Raw genomic sequence first — 15,393 nt, 5'->3', positions numbered from 1 at the left:
CGCGAGCGGCGCCATTCCGGCTGCTCACGGGGGTTGGTCCAGTCGATTCGAGGAACGTGAGGGAGGTGGCCACCGTGGAGATCTTCACCTATGAGCGTCTGACGGCGATGCCGTCTGTCCCCGCTCCGCTGTCGGCTGTCCGGGTGGCCCTTGCGGCCGCACGACCGTCGGTTCCGCAGGTGCACCAGGTTCAGGCCGAGCTGAACTTGACCGTTGCGCCGATCGCCGGAGTCGAGGGGACCAGTGGCTTCACGGGCATGGGCATCGATGGCGCCAAGAAGCGCACGGATGTCCGCGGCGTTCCACCTCGAGGTAGACCGGTCTGATCCTCAGACACCGGCTCACCTCGAGGCCGCGGAACCCGCTACCGGGATCCGCGGCCTCAGTTTTTTGCCCCGCCGAAGTACGTCGGAATGCGATCCACGAGATCGAAGTGAGAGAGAGGTGACCGGGAGATGAGTCTGGCGTTGGCCCCCCTCGATGTGAGCGTCGAGCTGGAGGCGAACCTGCCCTGCCGGAAGTTCGACCCCGACCTGTGGTTCTCCGACTCGCCTGCCGAGCTCGAGCTGGCCAAGTCGCTCTGCGGGGACTGCCCGCTGCGCGTCGAGTGCCTGGCCGGGGCGGTGGAGCGAGCGGAGCCGTGGGGCGTCTGGGGCGGCGAGATCTTCGAGCGTGGCGCGGTCGTCCCGCGCAAGCGGCCCCGTGGCCGTCCGCGCAAGGAGGACGTCGCTCGTGACGCGGAGCTCCGGGTCGAGGCCGAGGCGCGCCTGGCAGCCACTGGGCTGTCCGAGGTGCGTGGCGCGGTCCGGCTGGCAGCCTGACATGTTCCCGACCCGTACCAACTACGCCGGTGGCACACCGGCAGTGAGTGAGAAAACGATGTTGAACGTTCCGAGTGGAGCCTTCGAGATGCAACTACTCCACGAAGCGTTGACCAGGGCTCGAATGCCCCGGCCTCAGGCCGGTCGTACCACCACGAGCACTGAGGCAACCCGATCCGCCCGTACCGTCGCCATGAACGGCCGCAACCAGTCGGCGCGCGACCTGGGCGTTCTCTAGTACCACCCCACGCAGAAGGGCGGGTGCCGACCGGCACCCGCCCTTCCTCACATCCTCAGGCGACCGGCGCGAAGCCCGGCAGCCAGCGCTCCAGGATGCTGCGGTACGGCGCCTTCGCCTCCAACTGGCAGAGCACCCCGATCGAGCCGAGCGTCACCCGGTGGATGAGCAGGTACGACGGGGGCAGGTTGAGCTTCCTGCTCAGCTGGTAGGTGGGGGAGCGAGGGCTGGCCAGCCGGGCCGCCTCGGCCCGTAGCCAGGCCCGGGTGAAGCGGAACCCGTCGGCCGCGATGGGCTCCAGCATCGGGCGGAGGAAGTCGAGGACACCCTCGGCGTCGATCTCGTCGGTGGAACCGATGAACCCCTCGTTCCGCAGTCCCGCCACCACCCCGTCCGCGTCGCCGCGCAGGGCCCGCCCGGCGATGCGGCCGATCGGCTCCGGCGTGCCCTCGGGCATCCGGGCCACCGCACCGAAGTCGATCACCCCGAGCCGGCCGTCAGCCAGCAGCCGGAAGTTTCCCGGGTGCGGGTCGGCGTGCAGAAGACCGGCCCGCTGGGGCGCGGAGAGGTGCAACGTGGCCATGAGCCGGCCGGCCTCGTCCCGCTGCTCCTCGGTGCCGTCGAAGATGATGTCTGCCAGCGGGGTGCCGGTCACCCATTCGGTGACCAGCACCCGGGGCGACGCGGAGACCACCTCCGGGATGAAGATCTCCGGATCGTCGGCGTACGCGGCGGCGAAGGTGCGCTGCGACTCGGCCTCGAGCTCGTAGTCCAGCTCCTCGGTGATCCGCTCACGCAGCTCGACGAGGAGCGGCTTGACGTCGAGGCCGGGCTGGATCGCCCGGAACATCCCGCCCAGCCGGGAGAGCTGCTTGAGGTCGGTGAGGAGCGCGTCACCGGCCCCCGGGTACTGGATCTTGACCGCCACGTCGCGGCTGTTCGGCTCGCCGGACGGGCCGTAACCCGGCTCGCGCCAGCGTGCCCGGTGCACCTGCCCGATGCTGGCCGCCGCCGCCGGGGTGTCGTTGAACTCGACGAACCGGTCGCGCCAGTCGGGGCCGAGCTGCTCGGCGAGCACCTTGTGCACGCTCGCGGCCGGCAGCGGCGGCGCGGCCTCCTGAAGTTTGGTCAGGGCCTGCCGATACGGCGCGGCGATCTCCTCCGGCAGGGCCGCCTCGAAGACCGACAACGCCTGGCCGAACTTCATCGCCCCGCCCTTGAGCTGGCCCAACACGCTGAACAACTGCTCGGCGGTGCGCTGCTGGATCTCCGCGGAGATCACGTCGGAGGCGAGCCCGGTGACACGCTTACCCATGCCGAGGACGGTCCGGCCGGCGAAGCCGAGCGGCAGAGCGGCGAGCTTGGCGGTCCGGGACACGGCCCGGCGCGGGATGTCGGTCACTTCGCCATTGTTACCGACCGGAGGGCTCCGCTGCTGCTGTGCGGCCGGGCTGGTGCGTACACCCGGCTCGGCGAACACCCGCACGCCGGGTGCGGCGGCCAACCTCGGCGGCGGAACCGGCCCGCTCCGGTGATCTCCATGGCGCCGCCCAGTGTCTCGGGGTGGCCGCCGTCGAGGTGCGCCAGGGCCTCCGCCACCGCGTACCCGATGGCCGCGAGCAGGGTGCCGGTCGCGCCGGCGGCCACCGGCTCGGCCGTGGCGAGCTGGGCGGCGAGCCCCGGCCAGGCCGGGTCGCGGTCGGCGCGATGCAGCTCGACGCAGCGCAGACAGGGCCCGGCGGGTGGACGGACCAACGGCCCGATGACCGGTACGCCTTCGCGCAGGGTCACCAGCAGGTGCGGCTGACGGCGCTGGGCGAGACCGGCGGCGAGCAGCGCGGGCGGACGGTCCGTGCCGAGCTGGATCAGCAGATCCACCCGGACGGCCCGGACCGGGTGGGTGCCGGTGCCCGGCGCGACACGGTCGACCGCCGCCCGGATCGCCGGGGCCAGCGGCCGGCCCAGCTCGGTGGCGGGGATGCCCGTCCCGACCAGGTCGATCGGCCGCACCGGGCCGGTGACGTGCGGAATCACCTGTCCGACGCCGGCCTGGGCCAGCGCCACCGCCAGCGGCCCGCCGAGCGCACCGGCACCGGTGAGCAGCACCCGGGCCGCCCGCCGGCGACGCAGAACCTGGGCGGGAGTGCCGGGCAGCCGAGCCGCGACCAGGGCCAACGCTCCGGCCTCGGCGGCGAGCCGGGCCCGGACCGGCCCGGCCAGGTCGCGGGGGAGCAGGCTGTGCGCCGGCACCAGCAGACCCGCCGCGCGCAGGGCGTCCAGCAGCGTACGCGCGTCGTCGGTGGAGACCTGGGCCGCGAGCGCCTGGGTCAGCACGTCCCGTTCGCTGCGGGTGCCGTCCAGCAGATCGAGCAGGGCAGCGGTACGCGGGTTGGCCAGCTCCACCAGCACGGCGGGCCCCGGGCCGACACCGATCTGGAGGGTGTGCCGATCCCGCCAGAGCCGGCTGAGGCCGGGAAGGAGCGTGGGGCGGGGCAGCGCGGTACGACTCATGGTGACGAATCGTGACCGCTTCCCTGCGCTCGGTCGATCGTTGTCCACAGGTGGCCGGGGCTGTATCCAGCCTTGTCCACAGGATCTGGCGGGTTATCCACAGGCCACTGGGCGTTGTTGTCGGTCACCCGACAGCCTGGCCGACGTCCGCGGCGGCCCTTCTTAAGGACCGCGACGGGGGGCGGGACGGCCACTACGGCCGTCCCGCCCCCCGTCGATCCGTACGGTCAGACCTTGGCCTTGCCGAGAATCCGGTTCACTGTTGTGCCGCAAACCGGACACTTGCCCTTGGCCATGTTCATTCCGGTCTTCGAGACCTCGACGTGCCCCTCGAAGTCCCGCTTCTCCTTGCACTTCACGCAGTAACCGTTGTAGGTCTGGGCCTGGTCGGCCACGGTAGCCCTCCTCGTCTCGTCCGCCGGTCAATACGGTCCCGGCGGGGTGCCCGGCGGCGGGCCACACGGGGCGCCGGCGCTGGGTCTCACTCCACGGCCACCCTCGTGACCGCTGGTCCGCGGACCCTACCCAGGTCTGGGCAGTTCCATGTCAGCTGTGCATCGGCCTGTGAGCAAGTCGACGTCGAGAGTGTGCATGGCGAATTAGGTCGGATAAGTCAGTTTGGCGGGGACACGCCGACCAAACCCTCACAGCCACCCGTGCGAGTGCCCCCGCGGCAGCGCCGAGCACGGTGATCACCTACGGTGGAGGGAGCCCGCGCGCTGCCGCGCCGTCGACGTACACGGTGGGTGACGAGACGTCCCGGCGACGTCCCGGCGACGACCGGCCCAAGAAATTTTCGGGACGTGGGGCGACCAAACACCATTTTTTGGGCGCGTGTCGTGCGGTTGACTCTTGCGGACTCCTGGTCAGTACGCATTAGCTTTCCTTCGTGACACGTAGCCGAGGCTGCGCGGGCCAGTGATGGCGGGGACGCGTAAGCCGGTCGTCGAGGTGCGGCGCAGCCAGCGTCGGCGACGCACGGTGTCTGCGTACCGTGACGGTGAGCGGGTGGTCGTCCTCATCCCGGACCAGTTCTCCCGGGCCGAGGAGAGCGAGTGGGTCGACCGTATGTTGGCGCGACTCGCCGCCCGCGAGGGCCGGCTCGCCCGCTCGGACGACGAACTGGTCGCCCGGGCCAACCGGCTGATCGACCAATACCTCGGCGGGTACGGCGCGAAGGCGGTGCCCGCCAGTGTCCGCTGGGTCACCAACCAGAACGGCCGCTGGGGCTCCTGCACGCCCGCCGACCGCAGCATCCGCATCTCGCACCGCGTCCAGGACATGCCCGACTGGGTGATCGACTACGTGCTGCTGCACGAGCTGACGCACCTCATCGTGCCCAGCCACAACGCCCGCTTCTGGGCGCTGGTCGGCCGCTACCCCAAGTCGGAGCGCGCCCGCGGCTACCTTGAGGGCGTCGCCGCCGCGTCCTGTGCCCCCGTCCCCACCTGATCGCACCCTGCCCGTGCCCTTGATCGGCACCAGGTCGGCGAGGTGGGGGCATCTCCACGACAGGACAGCGCAACATCGCCGACCTGGTGCCGATCATCAGCCGTGCGGGCTGGCCGCGCCGGGCGAGGGGGCGGGCCGGGGCGTTAGGGTCGGGTCATGGCGCGGCGGGTGGTGGTGGTGATGCTCGGGCCGGTGCGCTGGTCGCCGCCCGGGATCGACCGGGCGCAGTGGCGGGCGGCGCTCGCCGAGGACGTCGTCGACCTGGTCGCCACCCTCAACGAGGTGGACGTCGCCGTCGCGGTGACCCCGGCCGACCGTCCACTGGCGGACGCGCTGGTCTGGCCCGGTACCGCCGTCCACGAGGTGGCCGAGCCGACGCCGAACGCAGTGTTCGCCGCGTTGGACGGCTACGACCAGGCGGCCGTGCTCTGCGCTGACGTGCCCGACCTGCCCGCGCTGACCGTCGGCAAGCTGCTGCGCCCGCTCACCACCCGGTCGGTCGCCGTGGCGCCGGTGGAGGGGGGTGGGCCGGGTCTGCTCGGAGTGGCCGTACGACTGCCCGTGCCGGAGTGGTTGCCCCCGCTCGACCTGGACACGGCGACGCCGGCGGACGCCCGAGCCGGTGCTCCCGCGCCCGGGGACGTCGCCGTCACGGCCGGCTGGCGCCGCCAGCGCGGACCGGCCGACCTCGCCACCCTGGACCCGGCCTTCGAGGGTTGGGAGGCCACCCGCGCGCTGCTGTCGGGCTCGGGTCGCCCCGCCTGACCAGGCAATCCTGCGTCCCGCCGCAACGGTGACGCGGCGCGGACGCGTGCCGGGTGCCCGCCGCCGAGTGGCGCGGGCACCCGGGCTCGCGCGTCAGGCCTTGGTGTCGCCGTCGGTGTTGGTGTCGCCCTCGGTGTCGTCGGACTGGCCCGGGGCCTTCTCCTCCACCCCACCAGGCGCGGTGAAGTCGAAGCTGTCCAGCTCGCTCAGGTCCGTGTCGTTCATCGCGAAGGCCACCGGGTCGGCGAAGTCGTCGTCCGACGGGAGCAGGTCCGGGTGGCCCCAGACGGCGTCCCGGCCTTCGATGCCGCGGTGCTGGGTGAGTGCCGCCCACAGGGCCGCCGCCTCGCGCAGCCGGCGCGGGCGCAGCTCCAGGCCGACGAGCGCGGCGAAGGTCTGCTCGGCGGGGCCGCCGGCGGCCCGGCGGCGGCGGAACGCCTCGCCCAACCGGACGACGTTGGGCAGGCGGTCACTGGCCGCGCTGTCCACGACGTGGCACACCCAGCCCTCGACCAGGGCCAGCGCGGTCTCCAACCGGGCCAGCGAGGCCTTCTGCGCCGGGCTGTCCTCCGGGGTGAAGATGCCTTCCAGGGCGATCGCCTGCATCGACTCCGGGTCGGTCGGGTCGACCCGGCCCATCGCCTCCTCGATCGCCTCGCGGTTGACCCGGATGCCCGAGGCGTACATCTCCACGGCGCTGAGCACGTGCCCGCGCAACCACGGGACGTGCTGGAACAGCCGCTGGTGGGCGGCCTCGCGCAGCGCCACGTAGAGGCGGACCTCGTCCTCGGGCAGCTCCAGGCCCTCGCCGTACGCGCGGATGTTGGCCGGGATCAGCGCGGCCGTGCCAGCCGGGCCGAGCGGCAGCCCGATGTCACCGGCGGAGAGCACCTCCGCGGCGAGCGAGCCGAGGGCCTGCCCCAGCTGACCGCCGAAGAGCGCGCCACCGAGGGTGGCCACCATCGACTGCATCGGGCCGAGCTGGGCGCGCGCCTCCGGCGGCACCAGGTCGCCCATCGCGCCGACCATGCGGCTGGCCACCGGGTCGCAGAGCTTGCGCCACACGTCGAGCGTCTTGAAGATCCACTCATTGCGGTTCCAGGCGACCGGGGACTGGATGCCCGACGGCCAGGACGAGGCCGGCTCCAACCACAGGTCGGCCAGGCGCAACGCCTCCTCTACCGCGTTGCGCTCGTACGGCGACACCGCCGGGTCGCCGGCGGCGGCGAGCTGGCTGGCCGCCACCTGCCGGGCCAGGTCCCAGTTGACCGGCCCGCTGCCCGGCGCGGAGAGCAGGTGCTGCAACTGCGACATGAACTGCTGCATCTGCGCGGGATCGTTGGGGTCTGGTGGTTGCCCACCCGGGAGCGCGAAACCGAACGGAATATCAGGCACGATGTCTACGGTACGCGGGCCGCGCCCCAGGTAGCCGCCGCTGGCGTTGCGCTGAGGGCGAAGTCGCGCGGCGCATCCGTCGGGTGGGCCCGGAGCAATCGGTACGCTCTGGCGCATGAGACGTCGTGGCCTGACGGTCCTGCTCGGTGCCCTGTTCACCGCCCTGCTGAGCATCGGGGTGCTCCGGGTGCCGATCCCGTACGTGGTGCTCGGCCCGGGCCCGACGGTCAACACCCTCGGCACGGCCGACGGTAAGGAGGTCATCCAGGTCACCGGCCGGGAGACCTCCACCTCCGCCGGCCAGCTCCGGCTGACGACCGTGGGGGTGCAGCCCACGGTGCGGCTCCGCTCGGCGATCGCCGGCTGGTTCTCCCACGACGAGGCCGTGGTGCCGCGCGAGCTGGTCTACCCGCCGGGGGAGTCGACGGAGCAGGTCGAGCAGCGCAATGCCGAGGACTTCAAGGTGTCGCAGACCAGCGCCGAGACCGCCGCGCTGCGTGAGCTGGGCTTCCCCGTGCAGGTGGTGATCAAGACGGTGGCCGCGGACGGCCCGTCCGCCGGCGCGCTCCGGGTCGGCGACGTTGTCACCTCGGTCGACGGTCAGCCGGTGCCGGTGGCCGCCAAGGTCACCGAGCTGATCCGGGCCAAGCCGCCGGGCACGGCCCTCACCATCGGCTACACCCGCGACGGCACGCCGGCCACCGCGACGGTGACCAGCCGGGAGCAGGACGGCCGCCCCCGGATCGGCGTCGAGATCGACCAGCAGCAGCCGCATCCGTTCACGCTCGGCATCGACCTGGGGGACATCGGTGGCCCGAGCGCCGGCCTGATGTTCGCGCTGGGCATCGTGGACAAGCTGACGCCGGCCGACCTCACCGGCGGAAAGGTCATCGCGGGCACCGGCACCATCGACGACGAGGGCACGGTCGGCCCGATCGGCGGGATCGCCCAGAAGCTGGTGGGCGCGAAGCGTGCGGGGGCCAAGGTCTTCCTGGTGCCGGCGGACAACTGCGCCGAGGCGGTCCGCAATCCGCAGCCCGACCTGCCGTTGCTGAAGGTGGGCTCGCTGGACGAGGCGCTTACCGCTCTGGAGACGTTGCGCGCGGGTGGTCAGCCGACCCGCTGCTGACCGGTGTGACCGTGCCCCGACACGTTCAGAAACACCCCGTACTCTGGGTGCCTGATCGGAGCCGATCACATCGAGCGTGCGGAGCCAACCGTGGTAATGCGTAGCAGCAGCCCCCTGCCGAGGATGAGCCGGCGCGGCCGCGTCACCATCGCTGTCCTGGTCGGGGTGTTCGTGCTCTTCACCCTGCTCGGCTGGGGTGTCCAGGCCTGGACGGACTGGCTCTGGTTCGACGAGGTCCGCTACACCGAGGTCTTCACCGGTGTGCTGGTCACCCGGCTGATGCTGTTCCTCGTCATCGGGCTCGGCATGGCGCTGGTCGTCGGCGGCAACCTGTGGCTGGCCCACCGGCTGCGTCCGCGGCTGCGGCCGCACTCGGTGGAGCAGGCCACCCTGGAGCGTTACCGGATGGTGCTCAGCCCGCGCCTCGGCACCTGGATCGCGCTGACCGCCGCCGTGGTCGGGCTCTTCGCCGGCCTGTCCGCGCAGAGCCGGTGGAACCAGTGGCTGCTCTTTCGCAACGGTGGTGACTTCGGGGTCAAGGACCCGGAGTTCGGGGTGGACATCGGCTTCTACGTCTTCCAGCTGCCGTTCTGGCGCTACCTGCTCGGTGTCGGCTTCACCGCCGTGGTGCTGGCCCTGATCGGCGCGCTGGCGGTGCACTACCTCTTCGGCGGGGTCCGCCTGCAGGGCATCGGCGACCGGATGAGCAACGCGGCCCGCGCTCACCTGAGCACCCTGGTCGCGGTGTTCGTGCTGCTCAAGGCCCTGGCGTACGTGCTGGACCGCCGGGCGATGCTGCTGGAGTACAACGAGGGCGCCAAGTTGTACGGCGCCGGCTACGCCGACGTCAACGCGTTGCTGCCGGCGAAGGAGATCCTGGCGTACATCTCGATCGTCGTGGCGATCGCGATCATCGTGTTCTCCAACGCCTGGATGCGGAACCTGGTGTGGCCAGGCATCTCGCTCGCTCTGCTCGGCGTCTCCGCTGTGGCGATCGGTGGCATCTACCCCTGGGCGGTGCAGACCTTCGAGGTGAAGCCGAGCGCCAAGGACAAGGAAGCGCCGTACATCCAGCGCAGCATCGACGCGACGCGGGCGGCGTTCGGGCTGGGCGCCACCGACACCACCCCGTACGCGGCGAGCAACCTCACCCCACCGGCGAACCTGGCCACCGACACGTCCGTCGTGTCGAACGTGCGCCTGCTCGACCCGCAGCTGGTCAGCGAGACGTACACCCAGCTCCAGCAGGTGCGGGGCTTCTACGACTTCGGCCCCAAGCTGGACATCGACCGGTACGGGGTGAACGGCAAGACCTCCGACTACGTCGTCGGCGTCCGGGAGATCAACTACGGCGAGCTGACCGACCAGCAGAACACCTGGATCAACCGGCACACCGTCTACACCCACGGGTACGGCCTGGTGGCCGCCCCGGCGAACCAGGTGGTGTGCGGCGGACAGCCGTTCTTCGTCTCGGGCTTCCTCGGCGAGCGGACCCAGGAGGCGTGCTCCTCGCAGACCGAGCAGATCCCGGCCAAGCAGCCCCGTATCTACTACGGCGAGCGGATGGCGCCCGATGACTACGCGATCGTCGGCCAGTCCGACCCGAACAAGAAGGCCGAGTTCGACAGGCCCGTCGGCGAGGGTGGCGGCGAGTCCTACACCTACACCGGCGAGGGCGGCGTCAAGATCGGCTCGTTCACCCGGCGGCTGCTGTACGCCATCAAGGAGCAGGAGTCGAACTTCCTGCTCTCCGAGGCGGTCAACAAGGACTCCAAGCTGCTGTACGTGCGCAACCCGCGGGACCGGGTGGAGAAGGTCGCGCCGTTCCTCACCCTGGACGGCGACCCGTACCCGGCGGTGGTCGACGGCCGGGTGCAGTGGATCGTCGACGGCTACACGACGGCGGCGACCTACCCGTACGCCGAGCGGGTCAACCTCCAGGTCGAGACGACCGACGAGCTGACCAACCGGGGCACCTTCCAGCTGGCCCGGGAGAACGTCAACTACATGCGCAACTCGGTGAAGGCCACCGTCGACGCGTACGACGGCACCGTGACCCTCTACGAGTACGACGACACCGACCCGGTGCTCAAGGCGTGGAACAAGGCGTTCGGCGGGGACCTGATCAAGCCGAAGGCGGACATCCCGGTCGAGCTGACGGAGCACCTGCGCTACCCGGCCGACATGTTCAAGGTGCAGCGCAACCTGCTCACCAAGTTCCACGTGACCAACCCGGGTGACTTCTACTCCGCGCAGGACTTCTGGCAGGTGCCGAACGTGCCGGACGCGCCGGACAGCGGCCAGAAGCAGCCGCCGTACTACCTGTTCACCCAGTTCCCGGGCCAGGAGGGTCCGCGGTTCCAGCTCACCTCGGCGGTCACCCCGAACGGCCGGCAGAACCTGGCCGCGCTGATCTCCGGGTCGTACGTCGACGGGAAGCCCCGGCTGGAGGTGCTGGAGCTGCCGGACCAGACCCGGATCTCCGGGCCGGTGCAGGTGCACCAGCAGATGACCAACAACGCGAACATCCGCCAGCAGCTCAACCTGCTCTCCAGCAACCAGGCGCAGGTGCAGTACGGCAACCTGCTCTCGCTGCCCTTCGCCGACGGCATGCTCTACGTCGAGCCGGTCTACGTGAAGAGCAACCAGCAGGACGCGTACCCGCTGCTGCAGAAGGTGCTGCTCTCCTACGGGGACGGCGGCTCGTTCGTGGCGCTCGCCGACAACATCAACGACGGCATCAAACAGTTGGTCGAGCAGGGTAAGAAGGCCGGGCAGGGCATCTCGCCGCCGCCGACCACGGGTGGTAACCCGACCAACCCGTCGCCGAGCGCGACGCCGACGCCGGGCAGCACGACTCCGCCGGCGGCCGGCGAGCTGGCCACCGCCGCGGACCGGGTGCAGGCCGCCATCACCGAGGTCCGCGCCGCGCAGACCTCCGGCGACTTCGAGCGGTACGGTCGCGCGCTCAAGGCGTTGGACGAGGCGCTCACCGCGTTCCAGCAGGCGCAGCAGGGCGCCAACCCGACCGGCGCGCCGAGCGGCGGTGCGCCGCCGGCGCCGACCGCCACCCCGAGCGCCGGCACGGGCGGCTGACCGGCCGCCCGAGGAGCACCACGGAGCCCTCGTCGTCGGACCTGTCCGGTCCTGGCGGCGGGGGCTCCGTCGCGTCCGTACGTTATGCCGGCCTGTCGCCTCTCCGACACGCTTTGTCCCGCTGAACCGCAACCACGACCGCCTCCCGCCGTCCTTGATGCAACGGGGCGCGGACAAGGGGGCAGGCGTGAGGGACGCACAGAGCTTCGACGAGTTCTACCGCAGCACCGCCCGGCGGATGATGCGGTACGGCTACGCGGTGACCGGTGACCACACCGAGGCGCAGGACCTTGTCCAGGAGGCGTTCGCGCGGGCCTGGCGGCAGTGGGGGCGACTGTCCGAGCATCCGGCGCCCGAGGCGTGGCTGCGGTTGGTGGTGTCCCGGCTGGCGAACGACCGCTGGCGGCGCCTGCACCGCTCGCGGGCGATGGTGAGCCGCAGCGGGCCGCCACCGACCGCGCCCCCACCGAGCGAGAACGGGGTGCTGCTCGTTCACGCGCTTCGCCAACTGCCGGCGACGCAGCGACAGGCGCTGGCGCTGCACTACCTCTTCGACATGCCGGTCGAGGAGATCGCCCGGGAGGCCGACGTGCCGCTCGGCACCGTCAAGTCCTGGTTGTCCCGCGGTCGGTCCCGGCTGGCCGTACTGCTGCCCGACGTCCACATCGAGGAGCTGGAGGCGAACGATGTCAGCTGAACTCTCCGACCTGTACCGGTCGCTCACCGTCGTGGCCGACGGTGTCGAGGTGGCCCACCCCGAGCTGGTCCGTCGGCACGCCGACCGGCGGGCCCGGGTCCGGGTGGCCGGCAGTGCGCTGGCGGTGGCGGTGCTGCTCGGCGGGGTGGCCGTCGGGGGGCGGCTGGCGTTCTCCGCCGACGGGTCCGCGCCGCTGCCACCACCGGCCGGCACGCCGGCCTCCCCGCTGCCGACCGGGTCGGCTCTTCCACCCTCCCCGTCGCCGTCCGCGCCGCCGTCGGCATCCCCGGCGCCCTCGTCCCCGACGCCGTCGCGCGCCACGCCGAGCGGTACGCCCTCGGCCGAGCCCACCGGCGCGGCGACCGCCCACCCACCGACCTCGATCCCGGACCGCGCCTTCTTCGTCCTGGCGGCCGCCAACCGGACGGGCCTGGAATCGACCGCGCCGGGCCCGGTCCTGCCGGCGCTGTGCGGGACCCGGTATCCCAGCGAGTCGGCCGTGGTGCAGCGCCGCGCCCGGTCGATGGCCTACAAGCGACCGGAGACCCCGCAGGGGAACTGCCGGACGGCAGTTACCGGCACAGCATCGCGATCTACCGTTCCGGCCGCGCCGACGACGCGCTGCGGGAGCTGCGTCAGGCCGTCCGCGCCTGCCCGGAGCAGCGGATGCCCGACGACACCAGGACCTGGCGGCAGCGACTGCTGGACCCGGGGGTGTACGGCGACGAGTCGGTGCTGTTCGAGCTGCGGGCCCCGTACCCGCAGGGCATGGGCGATCCGGGCGCGTACGAGGTGCGACTGGTCCGGGCGGTCCGGGTCGACGACGTGGTGACGGTGCTCTGGGAGCAGGGTTGGGAGTACACCGCCGCCGAGCGCGCGCAGGTCGACGCCGACAGCCGGCGGGCGGTGGCGGCGATCGAGAAATGGCTCGGCTGACGGCGGTATCGGAGTCGTTTTGCGGTGCCCGGGGTCGGTGCGCTACGGTTAACGAGCCGACGCGGGGTGGAGCAGCTCGGTAGCTCGCTGGGCTCATAACCCAGAGGTCGCAGGTTCAAATCCTGTCCCCGCTACGACTGAAAGCCCGTCTCCGGATCTCCGGGGACGGGCTTTCGCCATCTCCGGGACCCGTGTCCCGAGCCGCCGAGGCCCCCGCTGATCATCGTCGGGGCGGATGGGTTAGGGTTAACCAGTCGACGCGGGGTGGAGCAGCTCGGTAGCTCGCTGGGCTCATAACCCAGAGGTCGCAGGTTCAAATCCTGTCCCCGCTACCACGGAAAGTGCACACGGAACCCGGCCCCAGATGATGGGGCCGGGTTTCTGTTTCCCGGCCGGGTGCGGTGCGCGTGGGGGTCGGCCTGTGGGCGCTGCCGACAAGGGGCAGGGTGCAGAAGGGCGGCGGGTCTGCTCCGGCCGCCCGAACGGCTTGAATTCGGCGTGGACCGACGTGCTGAGGTTGCGTCCTTCGGCGAGGATGGGCGCATGTCTTCATTCGGGAAGTGGTGGGGCCGGCTCAGCGCGGTCCTCGGTGCGGTCGTCCTGGCGGTCTTCGTGCCGGTCGCGGCCTGGGCGTCCACGGGGACCGGCGAGTTGGTGGTGGAGGCCGCCCGGCGGCGCTCCCGTGGCGGCGGCTTCGGTTTCCTCGGTCTGCTCTGCTGCCTCGTGGTGGTGGCGATCATCGTGTTCCTGGTGCTGCGTCTGACGCGCAGCCGACGCGGTGGCCCCCCGCGCTGACCGTGGCCCATCCGGCCGGCCGCCGACGACCACCGGTCGACGGCGGCCGGCCGGGGCGGACGGCGGGCGTGGCTGGCGGCGGTGGGCCGCCGGTGGGTCAGGCCGCCAGGGCGGCGTTGGCCTGGGCGAGGAAACGTGAGGTCGCCGCCCGCGTGCCGGCACGCCGGGCGCGGAGGCTCTCCGCTGCGGTGACCAGCAGGGAACGCACCTTGGGATGGCCCTTCGGCGGTGGCGCGGGGGCCGGCCCCAGCTGGTCGGCGATGCTGGCACCGAACGCGGCGGCGCGCTGCTGAGCCGGGTCGGTGATGCTGCCCTCGGTGTAGCGGCGGACGGCGAGGCTGGCGTTGAGGCCCCGCTCGTGGCCGAGGACGGTGCCCGCCTCCCCGTTCGTGGTCAGGAAGTTGATCACGTCAGCCACCGTGTCCGCGTGGCGGGTGCCCCGGAACCCCGCCCAGTACATCGACGCCCGCGCCCACTGGGCGCCCGGGGGGCCGGGGAAGCCCACCACACCCAGCTCGGAATCGGTGAGTCGTTGCAGCTCCGGCAGCTGGTGGGACCAGGCGAAGGACGCGGCGGTCAACCCGGTGACCACCAACTGCCGGGCCGGCTCCCCGCTGTCGGCCTGGTCGACGAGGGCCGCGCCCGGCGTGGCCCGCCCGGTGCGGGCGCGCTGCCACAGCTCGAACCAGGCGATCAGCTCCTCGGCGCCAAAGCCGAGCTGCCGCCCGCGGTAGAACTCGCCGCCCTGGGACCGTAGCCAGAGCCAGAGGGCGCGGTAGTCGCCGGACGCGTCCATCGTGCCGGCCACCTGGCCGTCGCTCGCCTCGGTGACCTGCTGCGCCCAGGCGAGGTAGTCCACCCAGGACATCCCGCCGCGCGGCTCGGGCACCCGCAGCTCGCGCAGCAGGTCACGGTTGAAGACCACGGCCGCGAGAGTCTGCCCGGCGGCCACCGCCATCGTCCGCCCGTCCACGGTGCCGTAGCGGATCAGACCCTCCGGCAGGCCACGCAGGTCCAACCGGTGATCGGCGGTCGCTTCGGTGAGGTCGAGGGCGATCTGGCGTTCGGTGTACTCGGTCAGCATGGCGTCGTCGAGCTGGATCAGGTCCGGGACGTTGCCGCCGGCCGCCTGGGTGGCCAGCCGCTCGTAGTAACCGTCGGCGCCCTGCCAGGTGATCCGGAAGCTGACCCGCGGGTTGCGCTGCGAATACAGCCGAAGGACCTTTTCCGTCAACTCGGCCCGCTTCGTCCCGCCCCACCAGAAGACCGACAGCTCGATCGGCCCGTCCTGGGTCGAGGTGTCGGCGCCATCGCTGCATCCGGCCAGCCCACCGGTGGTCAGTAGGGGAGCGCCGAGCAGCGCGGCGAGCACTCGACGTCGGCCCGGGTCGGCGCCGAAACGGGCGATCGGGGGACGGACAACGGGCACGGGGTCTCCTGGCACGTACGGACGGGTCGGACCATTCACGCAGGCGGCGCAGGAGGGTGTCAACGTCCGTCCGGTCACCCGGCAGCCCGAGGGCGGTGTGGGTGCCGGAACGGGCCCGGCGTCGCCGCG

Annotated in this window: 14 protein-coding genes and 2 tRNA genes; 11 read left to right on the top strand and 5 right to left on the bottom strand. The window is 71.9% G+C overall.

What is annotated here, in order from left to right; genetic code table 11:
* Positions 1–74: 74 nt before the first annotated feature.
* A complete protein-coding gene (locus tag ABZT87_RS23615; protein ID WP_355138113.1) occupies positions 75–326 on the top strand; it encodes a hypothetical protein in 252 nt (83 codons plus the stop codon).
* 129 nt (positions 327–455) lie between these two features.
* Positions 456–821 (top strand): WhiB family transcriptional regulator, encoded by a 366-nt coding sequence (locus ABZT87_RS23610; protein ID WP_354861543.1) that lies wholly within the window; start codon positions 456–458, stop codon positions 819–821.
* Positions 822–1,114: 293 nt separating this feature from the next.
* On the opposite strand, the gene ABZT87_RS23605 is transcribed toward ABZT87_RS23610, so the two are convergent.
* The 3 genes from ABZT87_RS23605 to ABZT87_RS23595 all read right to left on the bottom strand — a co-directional run bounded on the left by ABZT87_RS23605 (position 1,115) and on the right by ABZT87_RS23595 (position 3,965).
* A complete protein-coding gene (locus ABZT87_RS23605; RefSeq protein WP_355138111.1) occupies positions 1,115–2,461 on the bottom strand; it encodes an AarF/ABC1/UbiB kinase family protein in 1,347 nt (448 codons plus the stop codon).
* Positions 2,458–3,570, bottom strand: a complete 1,113-nt coding sequence (locus ABZT87_RS23600) for a hypothetical protein (protein WP_355138109.1) — start codon at positions 3,568–3,570, stop codon at positions 2,458–2,460. The genes ABZT87_RS23605 and ABZT87_RS23600 overlap by 4 nt, the downstream gene beginning before the upstream one ends.
* A gap of 227 nt (positions 3,571–3,797) precedes the next feature.
* Positions 3,798–3,965, bottom strand: a complete 168-nt coding sequence (locus ABZT87_RS23595; RefSeq protein ID WP_007464795.1) for a DUF5679 domain-containing protein — start codon at positions 3,963–3,965, stop codon at positions 3,798–3,800.
* A gap of 526 nt (positions 3,966–4,491) precedes the next feature.
* Here ABZT87_RS23595 and ABZT87_RS23590 point away from each other — a divergent pair.
* Both ABZT87_RS23590 and ABZT87_RS23585 read left to right on the top strand, forming a co-directional pair.
* Positions 4,492–5,022: a M48 family metallopeptidase gene (locus ABZT87_RS23590; protein ID WP_354862708.1), complete on the top strand. Its 531-nt coding sequence runs from the start codon at positions 4,492–4,494 to the stop codon at positions 5,020–5,022.
* A 156-nt stretch (positions 5,023–5,178) separates the two neighbouring features.
* Positions 5,179–5,787 carry a hypothetical protein gene (locus ABZT87_RS23585; protein ID WP_355138107.1) on the top strand — a complete coding sequence of 203 codons (609 nt, stop codon included), beginning with the start codon at positions 5,179–5,181 and terminating at the stop codon, positions 5,785–5,787.
* A 93-nt stretch (positions 5,788–5,880) separates the two neighbouring features.
* On the opposite strand, the gene ABZT87_RS23580 is transcribed toward ABZT87_RS23585, so the two are convergent.
* Complete coding sequence (locus tag ABZT87_RS23580) at positions 5,881–7,182, bottom strand: zinc-dependent metalloprotease (protein ID WP_354862710.1); 1,302 nt, start codon at positions 7,180–7,182, stop codon at positions 5,881–5,883.
* A gap of 115 nt (positions 7,183–7,297) precedes the next feature.
* On the opposite strand from ABZT87_RS23580, the gene ABZT87_RS23575 reads away from it, so the two are divergent.
* The 7 genes from ABZT87_RS23575 (at position 7,298) to ABZT87_RS23545 (ending at position 13,835) form a co-directional block, all read left to right on the top strand.
* Positions 7,298–8,311, top strand: coding sequence for a PDZ domain-containing protein (locus ABZT87_RS23575; protein WP_355138105.1), 1,014 nt, complete (start codon positions 7,298–7,300; stop codon positions 8,309–8,311).
* Between the two features lie 96 nt (positions 8,312–8,407).
* Positions 8,408–11,407 carry a UPF0182 family protein gene (locus ABZT87_RS23570; protein ID WP_355138237.1) on the top strand — a complete coding sequence of 1,000 codons (3,000 nt, stop codon included), beginning with the start codon at positions 8,408–8,410 and terminating at the stop codon, positions 11,405–11,407.
* Positions 11,408–11,594: 187 nt separating this feature from the next.
* Complete coding sequence (locus ABZT87_RS23565) at positions 11,595–12,104, top strand: SigE family RNA polymerase sigma factor (RefSeq protein WP_355138103.1); 510 nt, start codon at positions 11,595–11,597, stop codon at positions 12,102–12,104.
* 666 nt (positions 12,105–12,770) lie between these two features.
* Entirely contained in the window at positions 12,771–13,040 is a 270-nt protein-coding gene (locus tag ABZT87_RS23560; protein ID WP_355138101.1) for a hypothetical protein, read from the top strand.
* Positions 13,041–13,100: 60 nt separating this feature from the next.
* Positions 13,101–13,174: transfer RNA gene (locus ABZT87_RS23555), tRNA-Met, on the top strand.
* A 124-nt stretch (positions 13,175–13,298) separates the two neighbouring features.
* Positions 13,299–13,375, top strand: a tRNA-Met gene (locus ABZT87_RS23550).
* A gap of 208 nt (positions 13,376–13,583) precedes the next feature.
* Positions 13,584–13,835 carry a hypothetical protein gene (locus ABZT87_RS23545; protein WP_354862718.1) on the top strand — a complete coding sequence of 84 codons (252 nt, stop codon included), beginning with the start codon at positions 13,584–13,586 and terminating at the stop codon, positions 13,833–13,835.
* Positions 13,836–13,932: 97 nt separating this feature from the next.
* Here the strand turns inward: ABZT87_RS23545 and ABZT87_RS23540 are convergent, their stop codons facing one another.
* Positions 13,933–15,264, bottom strand: coding sequence for an extracellular solute-binding protein (locus tag ABZT87_RS23540; protein WP_355138099.1), 1,332 nt, complete (start codon positions 15,262–15,264; stop codon positions 13,933–13,935).
* Positions 15,265–15,393: the final 129 nt, after the last annotated feature.

The sequence above is a fragment of the Micromonospora sp. NPDC005237 genome (assembly GCF_040607775.1).
Classification (GTDB): Bacteria; Actinomycetota; Actinomycetes; order Mycobacteriales; family Micromonosporaceae; genus Micromonospora.
Note: the sequence above shows the minus strand (reverse complement) of the source record. Positions and strands in the feature narration are given on the sequence as shown.